We start from the raw sequence: 18,753 nt of genomic DNA, 5'->3' as shown, positions 1-18,753 counted from the left end.
ATCGTCACGGCCCCGTGAGGAGGGTTCAGTCGAGTTCAGGCGGCTGCGGCGATCGGATCGCTGTCATCCTCGTCCGCCGGGGTCGGGTCGGTTTCCATGTCGGGACCGGTTTCCATTTCCGGCTCGCTGCTCGTCACCACGGTGCCGTTGTCATCATATGCGAGTGCTGCGCCGTCCGCAGTGTCGAGCGGCGCGAAGCGCATGGCATCGGGCAGCCAGGCCAAGGCTCGCTCCTTGATGTCGGACTCGACCAGAATGTCGCCGGCAAACAGCTTCTCGGCCGAGGCGGCAAGGTCGTGCTTCTTCGAGGCGCCGTAACGCTGGCGAAGTTCGCCGCCGCCGACTTCGTCGAACAGATCAAGGATCGCGGGCTTGGTGATGCGATCGAAGTAGTTGCGGGCCGTAGGCCGCCACCAGGCCGCGACATCAATATCCAGCTTCGTGCCCAGATGGTCGATGAAGGCACTGCCCGTTGCACCTGCCGGCACAGCGTCGAGCGTGCGCGCAACCGCCCACCCCAGCCAGGCCGCGATGGCTTCCTCGGGAAGCGCGCAAAAGGCATCGTAGCGCATTCGGACATCGTCGTGATCGCACCAGCTACGATCGAGTGTGCTCTCGATCCGTGCACATTCCTCGGCCGCCGGCGTGCCGCTCTCGAAGTTGGAAACGCGAGGTGATGGAACCCGGGCGCGCAGGTCGCTGGCAAGCTCCATGCCGCCGTAGAGCCGGGTTGCCGCATCAGCCATAATAAAGGTCCCGAGATCCAGCGCGAAACGCGGATCGCTCGCGACATGAACCGCCAGCATTTCCGTCTTCATCATGGCGAGTTCGTCGATGAGACGCTGGCTGTGCGCGGGCCTGGATGCGGCTTCCGTCTGAGCGTCCTCACCATCCTCGTCATCGCTGCCATGGGCTTCCAAATCATTGTCATCGCCGATCGGCTCGTCGACCGGTGCGACGTAGAGCTGTTCGTGAACCTTGGGCTGGCCGTCGCGGCCAATCACCACATAGGCGAGCGACGACGCCTTCTGCTCGTCAGTGAGGATGGGGACCCGATTCTGGATCGCTTCGTATTCCGCCTCAAGCGCCTGGACGCGGGTTTCATCATCGGCGGTGTAACCCTCGCCGTCCTCGTCGGCGGCCGTCTCTTCGATCGCCTCGATCTCGGACTGGATCGCCTCGCAGCGCGCTTCCTGCTCCTCGGTAAGCGGCGGCAGTTCGCCATCGACATGGCGCAGGGAATAGGTCTCGGTGTAAGGTATGTAGGAAGCCGGAACCGCACGGATCTGGGCGTAGCCTTCACGTGTCCGGATGGCTTCAGCGGCGGCGGTAAGCTTTTCCTCGGCGAGGTGATCGAGGATATCGCCGTCGATCCACATCTCGTTTTCCTCGTCGGAAAAGAGATCGGCATCGATACGGCCACCCGAAGCGACATAGGCTTCGCGGCCCACCAGAAGTGCTTTGGGGTCGCTGCCGCGATAGCCACCCGAGGCAAGCTGACGGCGGATTTCGCTGAGATTGCTGCGGTAGTAGCCCTGCCCCAGTTGCTCGAATACCGAGGCCTGGCGTGCGGTGTCCGACGTGCTGGCGTAGGCCATGGCGACATCGAGCGTAATCTCGCCTTCGCGCAGGGCCTCGAAGACCGGTTCGGCGAGGTTGGCCAGCCGCAAGCGGCCGAGCACGAAGCGTTCGGTGAGCCCAAAGCGCTTGGCTATGTCTGCGGGCGTCTTCTTTTCGGTCTCGATGATATCCTGGAAAGCACGGCAGGCATCGGCAGGCGACATGGTCAGCTTGAAGAAGTTCTCCGAGAGGCTGATCTCGATGGCATCGTTGGCGTCGGCGACGACCATGACCGGGAGTTCGGTATCGGCGGGAAGGTCACCCTTTTCGATCGCGCGGTGGACGGCATCGAGGCGGCGGCCGCCGGCGGTGATGCGGTAGTGGCCCTTCTTGCGCGTGACCGGCAGGCCGATGAGGTTCTGGATTACGCCGCGCGCGACAATGCTGGCTTCGAGCTGGGCGTCGGCCTCGGGATCGCTTGTCTTGCGCACGTTGCTCGGCGACTTCGTCAGTTTCGAGGCCGGGACGAAGATGATGGGCTGGGACATGGATGTTCTCCTGGCGGACGAGGCCCGACCATTCAGGCCGCTTGCCGCGTCCCCTGCCCCACCCCCTTCCTCCCTACCCGAAGGACATCATTCCAGTCGTTGAAGCCCCCAGGCGGCCAGACTGTCTCGATGCTCCGGCCTGGCAGAACATGGACCTCGCTGGCCTTGGCCGCGCCTATGCGCCCCGCCCGGTCATTGTCGGGCAGCAGGATCAGGCGCGTTACGGTTGCCGGTACAGCGACGTGAGCGAAGCGTTCACTGCCCAATGTTGCCCATACCGGGATGGCGAGCAGGAGCATGGCCGAAAGGGCCGATTCCACACCTTCGGCAAAGCCCAGCACCTCAGTCGCCGGTGCGAGCAAGACCGCGCCTCCGCCCGGTTGGGCAAGAGAGCGGCGCGGATGGGCAAGGTCACGGGCGCGGCGCGGTTCATGGGCGTCCAGAAACGTCCGCTGGAGCGCGACGAGGCGGTCATGCTCGTGGATTGCGGCGAGCATCGCGGGACGAAACACAGCAAGCTTACCTCGTCCAAGCGGCGTGCTGGGGTGATATCGCAAGACCGACGGCGTGAGCGGGATCGCGCGGCGGCGGAGGTAGGTCTGGGCCGGTGTTCCCGCGATCGGCAAAGCCTCGTCCCACAAGTCCTGTGCACGGCGTCGACGCCAGGACGGGCTGAGGGGCGAGCTGGGTGATCCGGCGAGCCTCTCGCCACCAGCAGGGATGCTCATGTCGAGACGCTGTATTGCCCGCATGACATCGATGGTCTCGCATCCCGCGAAGCATTTGAACAGAAGAGCCTTATCGCCGACACGAACCGACAGGCTCGGCGTACGATCATTGTGCGCCGGGCACCGGCACATCCCGCCGCCCGGCGACCAGATCCCGCCAAGGCGTTTAACGAGATTGGCCGCCTCGCTTTCCAGATCTCGATAGGGGTGAATGATGGACAATGTGGGCATGGCGGCTCCCCGAACGGCACATGCCCTTCCCCCTCACCTCCTCCAGCGCTCAGAAGCCATGTTCGACTATCGGTGAGTTCCGGCGGCAGGTTTCGGGGACTTGAGAGTTGGTCGATCTCGCAACCGCCACAACTCGCATATCAGCCCAATTGCCCCTCTAGAACACAAGCGCCCTGCTGGCCGATCGTGACCGACCTGCAGGGCTTCGGGGATTATTCGGACTTGTCGCGCCGATCTGTAGCTTGCCGGCAATTCAGCGATAGGCTGGTGTCAGCGTCTTGCGCTCCTTGCGGGCAGGCTTGGCCTTGGCACCGTCCTCAGACATTGCAGCCCCACCACTGGGTTTTCTGGATCTGCCCTTTGTCGGCTTGGCCGCAGCAGGTGCGGCGGCTGGACCGGCTTCGGTGGCCTCAGATGCTTCGACCGGAGCCGGAATTGCTGTAACATCGGCCGAAGTGGTCTCCGCTGCCGGTTGCCTTGCCATGCGCCGTTTGGGGGCCGGCTTTTTGGCTGCGGTCTTCTTTGGCGTTTCGACTGCCTTTGTCGTCTCTGTCTGCGGTGTGGTCTTTACCTCAGATGCCGGTGCCGGGCTGGAATTCGGGGTTTCCGGAGATGCCGGGACGGCATCGGCAGCATTTACCGGTGCGGCACTGGCCGGGGCGCCCTTAGCGCGGGGTCGCCGGGCGGGTGCCTTCGCGGGAGCAGCGGTTTCCGCGAAGGCAGCCTTCTTGGGCGGAGCCGCCTTCTTCTTCGAAGCGCTCTTTTTGGAAACAGCCTTCGATTTGACCGGCTTGGCAACTTCTTCCGTGACTGCAGGTGCCGGTGCTTCCACGGCCTTGTCCCCTGCACCGGCATCCTTGGCACTGGCATGCATCCGGGTCGCCACATCGCGACGAAGCTTGGCATAGGCCGGCGCGACCATCGGATAGTCATCGGGTAGATTGAAGCGAACTCTGTATTCGGCCTCGGTCAGACCATGTTTGGTCAGGTGCCGCCTCAACATCTTGAATTTCTCGCCCGTGATCAGCGAGACGATGACGTTGGGGTCGGCCAGTGATTCCTCGATGGACACCACGGGTGTATTGGCAGCTGAAGCCTTTGACGCGGGCTTGGGCGCCGAGGCTTTCGTTTTTGTGGCCGTTGCCGGTGCAGCCGTTGTTGCCGCAGGCTTTGTTTCAGGCGCATGTGCGGCCTCGGGTTCAGCAACAATCTCGGCCTGCTTGCCTGTCAGCTCGACGGTTTCTCTTGCCTGAACTTCAAAGCCGGAAATCGCCTTGAATACATCGCCGAGCAAGGTCGGCAGCTCGGTAGCGCTGAGCTTGTTGTTGTTCACAAACGCCGTAACCAGATCAAGCGAAGCGCGGCGCGCGTCAAAGTCGTCCATAACTGTCCATGGGGAAATTTTGTGCAAGGAGCGGTGAACACGTGCTGCCCCACGCCAGGTTGAATGTCAAATTGTGGCGTCCCTGGCCGCCATCAATGCCAGAATTTCGGATTCGACAATGCAGCACCTATGGAACGGTGGAACGTAGCCCGGTAACAGGAAGCCGTGAACACACCAATTGTGGTCGGGATGCAGGACTTGGGGGGACTATTCTGACTTGCCGCGCGGATCTGCGGCTTGCGGGATGATCAGCGATAGACCGGCGACAGTGTCCTGCGCTCCTTGCGAACGGGCTTGGCTTTGGCACCGTCCTCGGACATTGCAGCCCCACCACAGGATTTTCTGGATTTACGCTTCACCGGCCGTTTTTTCCTTCATCGAAGAAGTTTCCGACGAGCTGGGTGAAGCGGGCGGCCTGTTCGATCTGGGTCCAGTGCCCGCAATGGCCGAAGATGTGGAGCTGGGAGTTGGGGATCCAGTCGAGCATGGTGAGGGAAGTCTGCGTGGGGATGACCTTGTCGTCGCGGCCGTGGATGATGAGGGTTTCGTGGGGGATGGCGCGGATGGCCGCTTCGGGGTGGGCCATGGCCTCGACCCAGCGCTGGCGCGGGGCGGGGAACATGGCGGCATAGGCCTCCTGGACGCCTTCGCGGGCCGAGGCCTTGTAGCGCAGCTCGATGAGGTCGTCGCCGATCAGGTTCTGATTGTAGGCGAAGTAGGCCATGATCGCCTTCATGTTCTCGAACGAGGGCTCGTAGCCCCAGACCGCATCGAGCCCTTCGGTGAGTTCGAAGGGAACGCCCACCGCGCCCATGGTGACTAGGCGGCTGACGCGCTCGGGATGGGCGATGGCCAGCGCCAGCGCCATCGAGCCGCCGAAGGAGTTGCCGATCACATGGACCTTGTCGAGCTTGAGGGTGTCGAGGAAGCCGACGAGCTGCTCGAGCCAGCGCTCGCGCGAGTAGACCCCGTCTGTGGCGCGATCGGAATAGCCGAAGCCGAGCATGTCGGGTGCGAGCATCCGGTAGCGGCCCGACAGCGCGCCGATGGTCAGCCGCCAGTTCGCCCAGGCACTGACACCGGGCCCGGACCCATGGATCAGGAGCACGGGATCGCCTTGGCCCACGTCGTGGTAATTGGTCGTCACGCCGCCGGCGTTGATGGAAAGGCCGATTTCCGGATTTTCGTTGCTCATCGGTTTACCTTGTCTGGAATGGAGGAATAGTGCGGCTTAGCGCCGCCAGAGGATCCGGGCCGTGCGGGCCTGGCCCGTGCCTTCCTCGAGCCGGGCCTCCAGCGCCAGTTCACCGCCGCCGGTCGATACCAGCCTGCGCCTCTGGGTGCCGCCGATCCAGCCGGGATAGAGGCAGATCTCGACATGGTGCAGGACGTGGTCGCCGGTAAATTCATAGCGGCCGGCATAGGCGAGCATCGCCTGGTAGGCGGCGGCCTTCTCGGCGTCGCTGGCGTCCCATTGGCCGCCGGTGGTGAAGGGCGCGCGGTCCTTGCGCGAAATCATCACCGCAAAGCTGCCATCCTCGCGGTAGTCGATGAAGCCCTCGAGCGCCTCGCCCATGGGATGGATCAGGCGCCCGTCGTCATAGTCCTGCACCCAGCTGACGATGTGCCAGAGGCCGCGCAGCGAGGCGCTATCCTGCGTCATGCCGGATCCCCGGCCGTCTTCTCGCCCGCATCCTTGCCGCCGAGCAGTTCTGCCCAGCGCGCATCGATGGAAAAGCCCATCACGCGCGAGAGCTGGATCAGCGAGAAGGGATGGACCCCCATGGCGTCGAGCAGGTCGACCCGGCCTTCGAGCATGGCCTGGGCTTCATCGAGGCTCATGTCATGCGCGGTGGCCAGCTGTGCGGGATCCGATGCTCGCACCGCGGCCGCAGTTGCAGGATCGATGGTGCATTCGCGCAGGCATTTCATGATTGTATAGGCGCTCATGCTACCGTCTCCGGCTCGATATGCGAGATGCCCGCGCCGACATACCAGGGATAGAGAGGATCATAGTAGATCGACTCGGCAGGAGCGTTGCCAAGGGCACCGCGCACGGTGAGCCAGTTACGGATCTCGTGGCCGCCATTGCCAGCCAGCTCGATGATCTCGTCATCTGTAAAGCTGGTGAGCCATTCGCGGTCATTGGCCGCGAAGCGGCGCATGAACTCGTGATCGAATTCGGGGTTGAGTCGTCCGTGCTCGGGCCCGCCTAGCCAGTGCGACAGGCCGCCGCTGCCGATAATCACGATCCGCTTGTCGTCGGGGCTTGAGGCGATGGCGTTCGCCAGCGCCTCACCCAGCGCCAGCGAGCGCTTGAGCGTCGCCAGCGGGTAGGTGATGGTGTTCTGGAAAACCGGCACGATGGGAATGTCCATCTTCGGGGTGACGAAATGGAGCGGGCCGAAGAATGCGTGGTCCAGCTTCATCTCGTTCGAGAAGGCCGGCTCGAAGCCCTGCTCGAGAAGGCTGGAGATTATGTGGTTGGAAAGGATAGGATCGCCGGTGGCCTTGTACATCGGGATATTGTCGGCCCAGCCCGAATATTCCTCCGCGCGTCCTACGCACCATTGCGGATAGAGGTCGTAGAAGAAGTTGTTGAAGTGGTCCCCGCCCACGACCACCAGGCAATCGGGGGCGAGGGCCGCAATTTCTTCGCGAACGCGCTCCAACGCCGCATAGCACCGGCCGCGAACTTCGGGCTCGACGAGTTCAGGCTGGCTGACCATCATCGAGCTGTGCGAGATCGCATATCCTGCGACAATTTGTCCCATCAGTTCTTTCCAGCGATATGGTTGGCTGCCACGTAGGCAAAGGTCATGGCCGAGGAGATCGTGGCGCCGGGCCCTGCATAGCTGCGGCCCATGACCGCGGCCGAGGTATTGCCCACCGCGTAGAGGCCCGCAATGACCGAGCCATCGGCAGTGAGGGCGCGGGCATGTTCATCGGTGACGATCCCGCCCTTGGTGCCCAGGTCGCCCGGGTGGATCTTGAAGGCGTAAAAGGGCGGATGGATCACTTCGGCCAGGTTGGGATTGGGCAGCCGCGGGTCGCCGTAGTAGTGGTCGTGGACGCTGTCGCCCTTGCCGAAGTCCTCGTCGCGGCCCTTGCGGGCCAGGGCGTTGAAGCGTTCGGCGGTCTTGCGCAGCGCATCGGCGGGCACGCCGATCTTTCCAGCCAGTTCTTCCCAGCTCGAGGCGATCTGAACCAGGCCCTCCTTGATGAGGGCCGGGGGGATCTCCTGTCCGGTGGGTACCGGGGAAAACGGGATCTTCGGTAGCGGGAAGTGGCCCGAGAACATGTAGGTGCGCCACGACTTGTCGTCGATGATGACCCATGACGGAATATGGGGGATCCCGCTTTCGCGGTGCTGGCGGATCATCGCCTGTCCGAACTCATGATAAGCGGCGGCCTCGTTGACATAGCGCTCGCCTGCACCATTGACCACGAACAGGCCGGGGATCGAGCGGTCGGCCGGGCCGCAAAGGCCGATGGTCCCGCCGGGCTTGTCATAAACAGGAACCCACCAGGCATCGTCCATCAGATCGATAGCCGCGCCCACTTGCTGTCCTGCCAGAATGCCATCGCCCGTCAGTTCCGGGATTCCCGCGCTCCAGTCCTGCTGCACGGCAGGTTGATATTTCTTGCGCATCTCCAGGTTGTGGTCGAACCCGCCGCTCGCCAGGATCACCGCGCGGGCCTTGACCTCGACGGTCTGGCCCTGGTGCTCAACGATCGCGCCGGTCACCGCGCCATCGGCACCGGTCATCAGCGAGCGCATCGGCGTATCGAGCCAGATGGGAATGCCGCCCAGCGCCTTCTGCGCCAGCCTGAGGCGGGCGATCAACGACTGGCCCGGCCCGGCGATGCGTTCGCCGGTGATCCGCGTGCGCACCATCCGCCCGATGACCTTGAGCAGGCCAAGCTTGCCGCGCAGGCCATAGCCCATCGAGATGAGGTCTTCGAGATCGTTCGAGGTGACCCAGGCTCCCTTGGGCGCGCCCATGAAGCGTCCCGCCCCGTGCAGGTCCTTCTCTTCCTCGCCTAGCTTGCGCAAGTCGAGCGGCACGGCATGGATCGAACGACTCTCCGCCGAGCCGCCGGGGGCTTCTGGGTAATAGTCGGGATAGGCTATCTTGCGCTCGAAGCGAATGTCCGGGCTCAGACTTTCGAGGTATGCCAGCATCTGCGGCACCTCGCGCACGAGCGTCTCCAGCCTGGCCTGCGGTACTTCACCGCCGGTGATATGCTGCAGGTAGGTGAGCGGGGCCTGCGGGTCCTCGCTGGTCCCTCGATCCCTCACGATCACGGGCGCATTGGGTGCCCAGATCCCGCCGCCCGACGTTGACGTTGTGCCCCCGAACGTGGAAGCCTTCTCGACGACCATGACATCGAGGCCGCGGGCCTTGGCCACCAGCGCGGCGGTCATGCCGCCCGCACCGGTACCAACTACCAGGACATCGACTGTGTTCGCTGCATCGCCCGGTGCCATCGGTCCGCCTTCACTTGCCCCCTGTGGGCTCGCCGCCCTCGGCGCGGGGGACGCCCAGGTTCAGGATGTAGATCGTGCAAGGCTTGTCGGTCCGGTTCTGCCAGGCATGCATGGCCCCGTTCTGGACATAGAGATCGCCTTGCCTCAGCGTCACTTCCGCCCCGTCATCCTGGATCGAAACCAGTTCACCCTCTATCACGATCCCGAAGTCGATCGTGTTGGTCCAGTGCATTCCCGTCTCCGGATCGGGATGCACGCCGCCCGGGTCCTGCGCCTTCGCCAGCTTCATCATCTCTTCCGAGGGCATGGGATCGCCGGTCTGGGTCAATCCGAATTGTGGCGGAAAAACGATGGCGTTGATCCGCATCCCGTCCTTGCCGGGAAACACGCTGCGTGGTTCATAACTGCCTTCGTAAAGGTAAGGCAGCGTTGGCAGTTCGTCCCAACCCCAGACGCCGTACCACTTCATTCCCTGCTGCAGGTCGCGGCGGCGCACTTCCTCTACATGGCTGAACACGCTCTTGCCTTCGGGAGTCTGCCCGGTGATGACCCGGCGTACCTTATCTACCATGACCCATTCTCCATTTCCTCTCCTGCAGCCCGCTTGCGGCCCAGGGCATGATCAAGCCACTGCGGTGAAGCGGCCATCGCAATAGACCAGCGGATCGGGCTGTCCTCCGAGGATGACCTGCTCGACATTGCCGATGAATATGCCGTGGGTGCCATGCCTTATAGAATTGACATTGCTGCACACGATCGCGGCCTGCGCTTCGCCGAGAACCGGTACGTCAAGGTCCGAAGCAGACCATTCGCCAACCTCGAACCGGGCCTCACCCTTCAGCTTACCCGCGCAGCAATTGGCGATGTCCATCTGATCCTTGTTCAGGATGTTGATGGCAAACGGAGCGCCCTGCCCCAGCACTGGACAAAGCGATGCGGTCTGGTTGACGCAGACAAGCATCGATGGCGGATCGAAACTCAGTTCGCTGACCGCGGTTGCCGCCATGGCGTAACGTACACCGTCCTTCACCGTGGTGATCACGACCACCGCCTTTGCGAGGCAACGCAGTGCCAGTCTCAGATCTTCCATGGTTGCTCCTTTGCGATGATACGGGAAGTCATGCTGCCGATGCGGGCGGATAGGGCACGGGGTGCGCTTGCTCGATGGCTTGAGCGATCCGCAGCATCAGGTCTTCCTTGCCGGGAAGGACCATAATCTGCAGGCCTACCGGCAAGCCGTTGTGGAAACCGCACGGCACCGACATCGCGGCCACGCCGATCACGTTGGCGAGAGCGGTATGCGCCGAATAGCTGGTCATCGTGAAATCGCGCCCGCCAAGCCCCCATTCTGCGAGCGGCCGGGGTTCCATCGGCGTAGTCAAACTGAGAATGGCGTCATGATTTTCGAGCGCACCATAGAACTCGTCCAGAAGCGCAGCGCGCGTTTCGGCGGCCTGGCGATACATTTCCGCATCGGGTTCAGGTACCTCGGGCATGGTGAAGCCAGTGCCGTCGACCGGCCATCCCCAGGCTTCGTCGATGGCATTCACCCGCTCGCTATAGTGTTCCATGTCCATCGGCGGCTCGTAGCCCATGGCCGAGAAAATTCGGCCCAGCATGAACATGGAACCGCGCGGCTCCTGGAAGTGGAGCTGGGGCGTATCGACAGTGGCGCCCTTCTCTGCCAGTTCCATCGCCGCCTTGCGCGCGATCGCAGTCAGATCCTCGGTCTCATCCACCCACTGCGCGCGCGACCAGCCGAAATCATCGGTCCACGCGAGACGCAGCCCGTCGATGCCTTGCTCAAGCGCGGCCTGATAGTCGGGCAGAGCGAACTGCGTCGAGATGAAATCCCGTCCATCGCGTCCGCCGATTACCTGAAGGACCAGCGCGCAATCGCGCGCGGTGCGGGCGATAGGCCCCATGGTCTGCGTGAGGACAAGCGACGGATCTTCATAATCCACGTGCGCTACGAGCCCGCGAGAGGGATTTACGCCCTGACACCCGCTCCACGAGGCCGGCAGGCGGGTCGATCCTGCACCATCCATGCCGATCGCCACCGGAAGCATGCCCGATGCGACCGCCACAGCGCTGCCACGGCTGGAATTGCCGGAATCGCGCGTCAGGTCCCAGGGATTGCGCGGACGATCGAGCGGTTCCCAGTAGTACGTCGCCGTCGTTCCCACGATGATCGCACCAGCCTTGCGCAGCCTTTCGACGCACAATGCATCGTAAGCCGCGGCATCGCTGCCCCACAGCGGATTGCGAAAACCCTTGACCTTGATACCGTCCATAATGCCGACAGGAATGCCGTGCAGCGGGCCGAGCGGCTCGCCTTTGTCGACGGCCTCCTGCGCTGCCAGCGCCTGTTCCCGCGCGCCTTGCGGATCGACGACGTCGAAGGCGTGCAGCACTGGATCGAGCTTCGCGATACGGTCCAGAAAGTGATCGATGACCTCAACCACCGAAAGCTTGCGCTCTGCGATGAGGCGGCGAAGCTCATGGCCAGGCAACCAGGAAATATCTTTGCTCACGACACTGAACCTCTCTCGTTTTCTTGTCGTTCTTCGGTTTGGAACAAAGCCCTGTTAAAGGTCGATCTGTTCCGAAAAATCAGACCTATAGGCCCGATGATAGTCGAAAAAATCCTCGTAGCAGCGAATACGGGCGATCTTGCCGTCTCGAAAGTCCATCAGGATCGCTGCCATGTGGCTGGCAATCCGGATGCCGGTCTTGCGCACCGTGTACGGTGCCTCGACCAGCATGATCACGCGATCGCCATTGGCAACGAACTCCGGCTCACGCGTCCGGGGAAAGGCGGTATCTAGCCGTGCCTTTTCCTCCAGTGCCATCGCGGCGATCGCCTCCTTGCCAACCAGCGCGCGCGGGCCTTCTCGCGAAGGATCGTAAAGTGTTGTCCCGCCATAAACAGGCGTGTCGCACGGAAAGCAGAATTCAAGCACTACATCGTCCGTGAGCACATCGAGCGGCCGCTCGCTCGATCCATCTTCGAGCCCATGAAACTTGCGGGCTATACCGACATTGCGCCGGGCCAGCTCGTCCATGAAGTGCTCTGTATTCACCGGTTCATGCATCCGCGGGAAGCGCCGATGTATCCCGCACGCGCCTGGGCTCGATGCGCACAGCCTTGTAACTTGACGCGATAGCGGGATCGCCCTCGCCCTTATAGCGCGTGACATAGGGATAGGGATACGCAGGCCGCGAAGCGAGCAGCGTATCCGTCTGCGGATCGTAGCGTTCAGCCACGATTTCATCAGGGGCCACGCCATGCTCCACCCAGTTCATGAGCGCGGAAATACCCCCGGCAAGCGTAAGGCCGGGACCATAACCGAAATTGAAGCTGTGCTTGTCACCATCGGTCACGAAGAAGCGGGCGTAATCAGTCACGGCATCGAGACCGCCCATGGCCTCGACCACACGCTGATAGTAATCGACCGCACTTTCATACGGCAGAACTTCATCGTCGGCAGCCTGGCTGATGATCAGCTTGGCTCCGCTGTCGCGCAATGCGGAGAGGTCAGGATCGTTCGTTGCCGTAGAGGCAAGCTTTTCGACCCCAAGATCGAACAGCTTCTCGAACATCGCGAAGTCCATGGTCTTCCAGTCGAACGCGGGATCTTCCAGCACCCAGCGAAAATGCGCGGGCGCGATCCAGAACGGCATCGGCTCAAGGATGCCGTCGACCTCGACGGTCATGCAAATGCCAACATCGCTCCAAGCGTCGATGCCGGGCCGCAGACCGAACCAGAGGAACGAACCGTCAGCACGCCGGGGGCCTTCCCAAATCCGCCGCATCACCTCTGCATCGGTGGCTGTAATCGCCCCGGCTTCGGTTTGCTGGCCGACGATCGAGGCCGGATCGAAATCGCAAGGATCGAAAGCGCCGAGAAAGCCGTCCATCACGCCGTCGCTGCCATCGCAGGCGGAAATCGCGGCCTGACGGAATGCCTCGAACTTCACTTTGGGAATGGCATTGTTGGCCAGATGCATGACGATGGCCGGCCACAGCGCCGCCCCCATGACCTGCGGCCAGTTGATGGCAGGATCCGACGACCAGTAGCCATCGTATAGCTCGGGATGCTGCTGCGCAATCGCCAGGGTCTGGCGACCGCCGCCGGAGCATCCCATGAGGTAGGAATACTTCGGCGCCTCTCCGTAGAGGAACGTAATGATGGCCTTGGCGATAACGGTCATGTCGTGCGTACTGCGCACGACCCAGTTTTCGATCAGTTCCTCGTCCAGCGTGCCGTCCTCAGGACGCATAGCCCAATCGAACGGACGCGGATCGCGGTTCCCGCCATCGGTGGCCGCCGTCGCAAACCCGTTGCGCACTGCGTTGGGCAGGGTGAGATTGCGGATGTACTTGAGATCATGCATCTGCATGGTGCGGCTGCCCGCCCCCACTGTGCACAGAAAGCGTTCGTTCCACTGTAAGGGCGCCCACACGAAGATCTCCGCAACGTGGCCGCCGGGCGTAGTCTTGCGCGCGAGGACTTCACAAAAATCGGGGAGATCGGTCATGAGTTGTGCCGGCGGGCCGGCAGGACCGAACGGAGCAGGCGGCAGGAATTCGCCGGTACGGTTCACCCGGGCCGAGACGATCTCGTAACCATCGAATTCGCGCGTCGCATCAGCGATGGCCTCGACAGTGCAACGCTGCTCGGCAAGGCGCGATGCCGCAACATCATCGACCGAGACCCATTTCGCCCAGCCAGTATGTTCGACTTGCAAATTCCCAACCCCCTCAACCTGGCCTTACTCGCAAACCCCGGTCGACGGCGGATCAACGCTGGCGGGGAACGCAATTTGCCATGCCATTTCGAACAGCCGGAGAGACTGTGGCAGAAGCGCCGCCAGCCCAATTTCACGCGCCATTCGCTTGAGGAAGGAGCTATCCCTTCCGTAAAAATTGGGCAATGACAATACACTTGTGGGTCGGAATATCTCATATGAGAAAGCAGCTCTTTTCCCAAATTCCATATGAGAACATTTGGATTTCACTTAACAAACTCGCCGATAAATTGGATTTTTCGCTGTGAAAGGCGAATTATGCGACCGGTTGGGGATGTGGCAGCCGACCTCGAAATCAAGGTTTGCCCCCGGCCCAAGCAAATTCGACAGCTTGCCACATGCTTGTCCGCAGAGGCGATCTTGGGAAGTTCATCCCTCGCTTCTTCGTGCAGCAACGCCCGAAACGATGCCGGGAAGCATCTAAATAACAGTAGAATATTGAGGGAGGCAAAACGTGAACAGGCGAATTGTCGAGGAAATGGAGCTCATCGATCTGGTCCACTTCTATTCGACCGCGATCGACGCCAAGGAATGGACCGCGTTAAACCGCGTCTTCACCCCTGACTGCAGGATCATCTATCGCAGCGGAACGCAGAGCGGGGATGGAGTTGCCCCCATGCGGGTCTTCGAGACCTGCGACGAAATTATCGACGCCATAGCGCCCTTACACGATCACCTGGAAGCAAGCCTTCATCACATGACGAATATCGTGATCCGCTTCGAGGACGAAGATCGCGCCGTGGGCCGCACATACGGACGGATCCTCCTCATTCACAGCACGCACCCCGGCGGACCGGCCTACCAATCCGCCGGCATCTACGACGATCGTTTCGTACGCACGGCCCAAGGGTGGCGTATTGCGGAGCGGACGTGGACCCGCCTCTACGCCGAAGGCAATGATCGGATCCTGGAGAAACCGCAGACAGACTGATCAGAGGTGGTATCGGTGCATTGGCCGGCGGAAATCGCTGGCCAGCCACCAACTCACTCCGGCGTCACATCCAGATGGCGGTCGGGATGAAAGAACCAACCTTCGTATGCCTCGAGGCGCCCTTCCGGCAGCACGCCCGCCCTGGCGGCGGCCAGCATGCCCTCGATGTCGTCCCTATTGAAGCCGCGTTGATCGGTAAAGGCCTGCGCCGTGCGGATCGACATCAGGATATTCAGGATAAGCGCCGTGAATTCGACGATGGCCCGGTCGGACATTCTGCCGGCGATGGCCGCGAACTGGTCGTTGGTTACCGTGCCAGAAACGACGCCGCGCACATAGTCGACGATCGCCCGATCCGCCGGATCGATGTCATCCCGGCCTTGCCATAAGGCCTCGATCGCCTCGAGGGGAACGCCGGCGGCCAGCGCAAGGGGAAGGTGCGCGCCGACAAACTCGTAATATTCCGTATCGAACGCCACCACGACGCAGGCCAATTGATGCTCGTACTGCCCGAAACCCGGGTCGAGGCGTTGGCCCTGAATTGCCGCGATGCCGCGCGCTGCACTGGCCCAGGCCAGCAATGGGCTGAGCAGAGCCGCCCCGCCCACGCCGGCCACCTGCACCTTGGGCATGACAACGCCTGAACGAATGGCCTCGAACTGCTTTGCCCCGCTCCATTTGCCATGGAGCAGGTCCAAAGCGCGCAGTTCCTCCTCTGAAAGCTTGGAAGTATCGAGCTTGGCGAGGATTCTTGTCATTGCGGTGCAGCCATTCGATCACGTGCGTTGGTTTGTCGTCCGGACCAGGATCACAGGTAGACGGCCGATTGAAAGTCCATACTCAGGGTATGACTCGGAAAACGAAACCGTCCTCGGCTTGCCAGCGGCTGCCCGGATCGGTTTCGTCACAAATTGCAGCGTGCAACCATGTCCTGCCGTCGATGTCATTGCCGATGCTGAAGATGCGCGCAGGCCCACCTTCAAGAGTGATCGGCGGCATGGCGGCAAAGTAAAAGGAGCCGGGCCGCTGGTCGCGATGGGCAATGCGCAGGTAGGCGACATCGGAGGGACGGCACAACTCCAGCCCCAGCGCCTTGAGCCTTTGCCGATCGAACAATTCGCTTGTCTGGCCGCTTTCGGTGATGTCCTTCACCTTGGCATAGGCAAAGCTTGCCGTGTGCACCTCGCCAGGTTCGGCATTGGCGATGGCAAGCAGGTGCCGGGCGTAACCCGAAGGCCCCATCTTTTGGGCAAGCATGGCCTCGATCAGCTGATCAGACGTCATCCCACCGACTTCGATCGTGGTTCCGAACGGAAAATTGGGAGCGGTATGCGCCCAGACCGGTTCTCCATCGAGAAGCTTGCGCAGGGCAGACTTCCACGCATCGGCGTGCGGACCCGTCAAGTGACGCTGGATCATCGTCTCGGGTGTAAAATCGAGCGTCGAGAGTATCCCTGCGATCTGCTTGGTTACGATATCTGTCATTGATCCATCCTCGGGGAACAGGCTTGTGTGGCAGCCACGGCCCAAGGCCGGCCTGCCGGGAAAAATGTCAGCCGAGACGGTAGATCAACCGGTCGTGCATGCGGAAAGGGTTGGTGTAATCCGGTACGGGCCTGGTGTCGGCCCGCAGCCAGCGCCGCCCGGACTCATAGCAACCGGCGACGAATACACGCAGGCAGCCATCGGAGGCCGCGATCGGATTTCCGACGACGCAATAGGATTCGCCTGGTGCGATCTCCAGGCCGGAAAGCGCGAAATAGGGGCCGTCCTGCGCTTCGCAGGGTACTACCCCTCTGCCGTGCATGTACATTTCATCGAGGATTTCACCCAAGCACGGTGTCTCCTGAAAGATGTCGATGATGCGAAAACGCGCGAACGAGACTTCGTGTGCTGCGTCGGCAAGTTTAAAACCGGGCTGGAGTATAAGGTCGCGCGCTTCGGGATAGAGATCAAGGCTGCTCTCCAGCCGAGCGATCAGGCCTTCCTTACTATCGCCGCCGACAGCGAACGTTTCGGCCTTGAGCTCCAGCGGTGCGGGGTTTGCCTTGTGTACGAAACGGGCAAGAGTCACTTTCCAGGCTTCGCCGTCCGGCCCGTCCAGCCTTTGCTGCAATTCCGCGAGCAGGTCGGCTGCTTCGGGCTCGATCTCGGCGGTCGCCGTATCGCTCATCTCAGGTCTTCTCCCATCACGACCGATTGCCTGCTCGACCTCGCGCGGCGCGGTCGAAGCTTTAATTGCGTGTTTGACGCTAGCTGGACAACCGGCGTCTTCAAACCATTCGCCTACCCCAAAACACAATAGCACAATGAGGAATTCGGACCGCAAATATCATTGCATATGCGATTAAGTTGATCACATATCTTCGACGGGTTCTTTCGCGTCACCGACCTCGGTCGTGCACCGATAAGCTCTGGCGATGCGCTTGAGCGAACGCGCGACGCGCCGGATTGTCTCGCGATCGAGCGATCCCAACAGGAAACTCACCGAAAGTCCGCCGACAATCCTCTCGGCCGCATCGAATACCGGCACCCCGACGCAAAACAGATCCTTGCGTATCTCGTTGCGATCCAGAGCGAATCCCTGCTTGCGAACGGTCTCGAGTTCGAACCGGAGTTCATCTGCGCCTGTAATGGTATGGGGCGTAAGCGCCACGAAGGGGCCGTCAGCCAGATAGTTCTCGATCTGATCACCGGGGAGCGAGGCCAACAACGACTTGCCGATTGCAGAGCAATAGGCCTCCTGCTGACTTCGCTCCTTCGTCCAGAGTTCGCTATCGGTGCCGTTTTCCTTGATGAGGTAGGTCACCATCCCGTCCTCGAGCGTTCCGAAATGGCCGAAAGCGCGGTATCGGCGCGCCAGCCTGGCGAGCGGTGCGCGAAAGAACGCCGCCGCGGCGGACTCTCTATCCATCGCCCCGATGCCGATGCCCTGCAGCGCCGGGCCCAGTCGGTAATGCCCCTTGCGAATAGGGACGATGAAGCCTTCGTTCTGCAGGCTCAAGGCCAGGCGGTGAGCGGTCGCGAGCGGAATATCCGACGCAGCCGCAACGCCAGTCAAGCTCGTGCGCCCTTCGTCAAGCGCGATCGCCTTAAGCAGGCGCAAACCCTTCGCCAACGTAGAAGAAGGCAGCGTGACCATGCCCTTTGTTTACCATTAATCTCCCGAAATACAAGAGTTCTGCATCCTCTCAGATTGGCAACATCCTACGAAATCGGCCAACCTGTGACTCGAGCCGGCAACGTCGACCGGACGAGAGGATAGACTTAACTCCATGAATACCCGCGAAGATTTTTCGGCTGCTCTCTACAGCGCACTGCGTGATCGGCGATCAATCGCACCGCTGGTCGAGCAATGCGACTCGCTGACGGTGGACGATGCCTATGCGATCAGCCTGGGCTTTCTGGCTCGCCGGGAAGCGGATGGTGAGCGCGTTGTTGGCAAGAAGATCGGTGTGACGAGCAAGGCGGTGCAAGACATGCTGGGGGTGCACCAGCCTGACTTTGGCTTTCTGACCGACTGGATGTTCGTGGAAGGCGACATCGACGTCGAAGCCAAGAAGCTGATCGCGCCGCGCGCGGAAGCGGAAATCGCCTTTATCCTGAAGGAAGGGCTGAAAGGCCCGGGCGTGACGCCGGCCGATGTTCTGGCGGCGACGGAAAGTATCGCGCCGTGCTTCGAGATCGTGGACTCGCGCATACAGGATTGGAAAATCGCGATTGTCGACACGGTTTCCGACAATGCGTCCTGCGGCGTTTACGTTCTGGGCAAGGAGCGCCTCGATCCGGCGGGCCTCGACCTGCCGAACCTGCATGTCGCGGTGACCAAGAACGGCGAGCCGTTGTCGGAAGGCTATGGCCATGCCGTGCAGGGAGACCCGGCGCAGGCGGTAGCGTGGCTGGCGAACACTCTGGGTGCTTACGGCGTGAGCCTGGATGCCGGCGACGTGATCCTGTCGGGCAGTCTGGTGCCGTTGGCCCCTGCACAGGCGGGCGACTGCTTCGAAATGATCCTGAGTGACGCGAACGGTCCTATCGGTTCGTGCACCGCGAATTTTGTGTGAGGT

Annotated in this window: 19 protein-coding genes; 2 read left to right on the top strand and 17 right to left on the bottom strand. The window is 61.9% G+C overall.

Annotated features, from left to right (window positions below):
* Positions 1 to 35 precede the first annotated feature (35 nt).
* From LK12_RS17365 to LK12_RS17305, 13 genes are all read right to left on the bottom strand, one after another.
* The gene (locus LK12_RS17365; protein WP_039286618.1) at positions 36 to 2,108 is read right to left on the bottom strand and encodes a ParB/RepB/Spo0J family partition protein; all 2,073 of its coding nucleotides are present in this window, start codon (positions 2,106 to 2,108) and stop codon (positions 36 to 38) included.
* 32 nt (positions 2,109 to 2,140) lie between these two features.
* Positions 2,141 to 3,067 (bottom strand): DUF7146 domain-containing protein, encoded by a 927-nt coding sequence (locus LK12_RS17360; protein ID WP_039286616.1) that lies wholly within the window; start codon positions 3,065 to 3,067, stop codon positions 2,141 to 2,143.
* A gap of 253 nt (positions 3,068 to 3,320) precedes the next feature.
* Positions 3,321 to 4,451, bottom strand: a complete 1,131-nt coding sequence (locus tag LK12_RS17355) for a MucR family transcriptional regulator (protein WP_039286614.1) — start codon at positions 4,449 to 4,451, stop codon at positions 3,321 to 3,323.
* A 355-nt stretch (positions 4,452 to 4,806) separates the two neighbouring features.
* The gene (locus tag LK12_RS17350) at positions 4,807 to 5,646 is read right to left on the bottom strand and encodes an alpha/beta fold hydrolase (RefSeq protein ID WP_039286612.1); all 840 of its coding nucleotides are present in this window, start codon (positions 5,644 to 5,646) and stop codon (positions 4,807 to 4,809) included.
* Between the two features lie 36 nt (positions 5,647 to 5,682).
* Positions 5,683 to 6,114, bottom strand: a complete 432-nt coding sequence (locus tag LK12_RS17345) for a lipocalin-like domain-containing protein (protein WP_039286610.1) — start codon at positions 6,112 to 6,114, stop codon at positions 5,683 to 5,685.
* Positions 6,111 to 6,401 (bottom strand): hypothetical protein, encoded by a 291-nt coding sequence (locus LK12_RS17340; RefSeq protein ID WP_039286608.1) that lies wholly within the window; start codon positions 6,399 to 6,401, stop codon positions 6,111 to 6,113. Before LK12_RS17340 ends, LK12_RS17345 begins: the two co-directional genes overlap by 4 nt.
* A complete protein-coding gene (locus LK12_RS17335; protein ID WP_052223540.1) occupies positions 6,398 to 7,225 on the bottom strand; it encodes a DODA-type extradiol aromatic ring-opening family dioxygenase in 828 nt (275 codons plus the stop codon). Before LK12_RS17335 ends, LK12_RS17340 begins: the two co-directional genes overlap by 4 nt.
* Positions 7,225 to 8,943, bottom strand: a complete 1,719-nt coding sequence (locus tag LK12_RS17330; RefSeq protein WP_039286606.1) for an FAD-dependent oxidoreductase — start codon at positions 8,941 to 8,943, stop codon at positions 7,225 to 7,227. The genes LK12_RS17335 and LK12_RS17330 overlap by 1 nt, the downstream gene beginning before the upstream one ends.
* Positions 8,944 to 8,953: 10 nt before the next feature.
* A complete protein-coding gene (locus LK12_RS17325; RefSeq protein ID WP_039286604.1) occupies positions 8,954 to 9,514 on the bottom strand; it encodes a cupin domain-containing protein in 561 nt (186 codons plus the stop codon).
* 51 nt (positions 9,515 to 9,565) lie between these two features.
* Complete coding sequence (locus LK12_RS17320) at positions 9,566 to 10,033, bottom strand: flavin reductase family protein (RefSeq protein ID WP_039286602.1); 468 nt, start codon at positions 10,031 to 10,033, stop codon at positions 9,566 to 9,568.
* A gap of 28 nt (positions 10,034 to 10,061) precedes the next feature.
* Positions 10,062 to 11,477: an amidase gene (locus LK12_RS17315; protein ID WP_039286600.1), complete on the bottom strand. Its 1,416-nt coding sequence runs from the start codon at positions 11,475 to 11,477 to the stop codon at positions 10,062 to 10,064.
* A 54-nt stretch (positions 11,478 to 11,531) separates the two neighbouring features.
* On the bottom strand, positions 11,532 to 12,026 hold the full coding sequence (locus LK12_RS17310) for a nuclear transport factor 2 family protein (protein WP_156135536.1): 495 nt from the start codon (positions 12,024 to 12,026) through the stop codon (positions 11,532 to 11,534).
* 4 nt (positions 12,027 to 12,030) lie between these two features.
* A complete protein-coding gene (locus tag LK12_RS17305) occupies positions 12,031 to 13,695 on the bottom strand; it encodes a tannase/feruloyl esterase family alpha/beta hydrolase (RefSeq protein WP_052223539.1) in 1,665 nt (554 codons plus the stop codon).
* Positions 13,696 to 14,209: 514 nt separating this feature from the next.
* On the opposite strand from LK12_RS17305, the gene LK12_RS17300 reads away from it, so the two are divergent.
* Positions 14,210 to 14,686, top strand: a complete 477-nt coding sequence (locus tag LK12_RS17300) for a nuclear transport factor 2 family protein (protein ID WP_156135535.1) — start codon at positions 14,210 to 14,212, stop codon at positions 14,684 to 14,686.
* Between the two features lie 53 nt (positions 14,687 to 14,739).
* Here the strand turns inward: LK12_RS17300 and LK12_RS17295 are convergent, their stop codons facing one another.
* The 4 genes from LK12_RS17295 to LK12_RS17280 form a co-directional block, all read right to left on the bottom strand.
* A complete protein-coding gene (locus LK12_RS17295; protein ID WP_039286595.1) occupies positions 14,740 to 15,444 on the bottom strand; it encodes a carboxymuconolactone decarboxylase family protein in 705 nt (234 codons plus the stop codon).
* An 82-nt stretch (positions 15,445 to 15,526) separates the two neighbouring features.
* On the bottom strand, positions 15,527 to 16,171 hold the full coding sequence (locus LK12_RS17290) for a hypothetical protein (protein WP_039286593.1): 645 nt from the start codon (positions 16,169 to 16,171) through the stop codon (positions 15,527 to 15,529).
* A gap of 67 nt (positions 16,172 to 16,238) precedes the next feature.
* The gene (locus LK12_RS17285; protein ID WP_156135534.1) at positions 16,239 to 17,015 is read right to left on the bottom strand and encodes a hypothetical protein; all 777 of its coding nucleotides are present in this window, start codon (positions 17,013 to 17,015) and stop codon (positions 16,239 to 16,241) included.
* A 27-nt stretch (positions 17,016 to 17,042) separates the two neighbouring features.
* Positions 17,043 to 17,804, bottom strand: a complete 762-nt coding sequence (locus LK12_RS17280) for an IclR family transcriptional regulator (RefSeq protein ID WP_231568398.1) — start codon at positions 17,802 to 17,804, stop codon at positions 17,043 to 17,045.
* Between the two features lie 157 nt (positions 17,805 to 17,961).
* Here LK12_RS17280 and LK12_RS17275 point away from each other — a divergent pair, with 157 nt between their 5' ends.
* The gene (locus LK12_RS17275) at positions 17,962 to 18,750 is read left to right on the top strand and encodes a fumarylacetoacetate hydrolase family protein (RefSeq protein ID WP_039286589.1); all 789 of its coding nucleotides are present in this window, start codon (positions 17,962 to 17,964) and stop codon (positions 18,748 to 18,750) included.
* Positions 18,751 to 18,753 lie beyond the last annotated feature (3 nt).

The organism is Novosphingobium malaysiense, assembly GCF_000802225.1.
GTDB classification, from domain to species: Bacteria; Pseudomonadota; Alphaproteobacteria; order Sphingomonadales; family Sphingomonadaceae; genus Novosphingobium; species Novosphingobium malaysiense.
This window is presented reverse-complemented; position numbering and strand designations above follow the sequence as displayed.

Coding starts and splice junctions, on each gene's coding strand:
- LK12_RS17365 (WP_039286618.1), bottom strand. CDS start 2,108: ATGTCCCAGCCCATCATCTTCGTCCCGGCCTCGAAACTGACGAAGTCG.
- LK12_RS17360 (WP_039286616.1), bottom strand. CDS start 3,067: ATGCCCACATTGTCCATCATTCACCCCTATCGAGATCTGGAAAGCGAG.
- LK12_RS17355 (WP_039286614.1), bottom strand. CDS start 4,451: ATGGACGACTTTGACGCGCGCCGCGCTTCGCTTGATCTGGTTACGGCG.
- LK12_RS17350 (WP_039286612.1), bottom strand. CDS start 5,646: ATGAGCAACGAAAATCCGGAAATCGGCCTTTCCATCAACGCCGGCGGC.
- LK12_RS17345 (WP_039286610.1), bottom strand. CDS start 6,114: ATGACGCAGGATAGCGCCTCGCTGCGCGGCCTCTGGCACATCGTCAGC.
- LK12_RS17340 (WP_039286608.1), bottom strand. CDS start 6,401: ATGAGCGCCTATACAATCATGAAATGCCTGCGCGAATGCACCATCGAT.
- LK12_RS17335 (WP_052223540.1), bottom strand. CDS start 7,225: ATGGGACAAATTGTCGCAGGATATGCGATCTCGCACAGCTCGATGATG.
- LK12_RS17330 (WP_039286606.1), bottom strand. CDS start 8,943: ATGGCACCGGGCGATGCAGCGAACACAGTCGATGTCCTGGTAGTTGGT.
- LK12_RS17325 (WP_039286604.1), bottom strand. CDS start 9,514: ATGGTAGATAAGGTACGCCGGGTCATCACCGGGCAGACTCCCGAAGGC.
- LK12_RS17320 (WP_039286602.1), bottom strand. CDS start 10,033: ATGGAAGATCTGAGACTGGCACTGCGTTGCCTCGCAAAGGCGGTGGTC.
- LK12_RS17295 (WP_039286595.1), bottom strand. CDS start 15,444: ATGACAAGAATCCTCGCCAAGCTCGATACTTCCAAGCTTTCAGAGGAG.
- LK12_RS17290 (WP_039286593.1), bottom strand. CDS start 16,171: ATGACAGATATCGTAACCAAGCAGATCGCAGGGATACTCTCGACGCTC.
- LK12_RS17275 (WP_039286589.1), top strand. CDS start 17,962: ATGAATACCCGCGAAGATTTTTCGGCTGCTCTCTACAGCGCACTGCGT.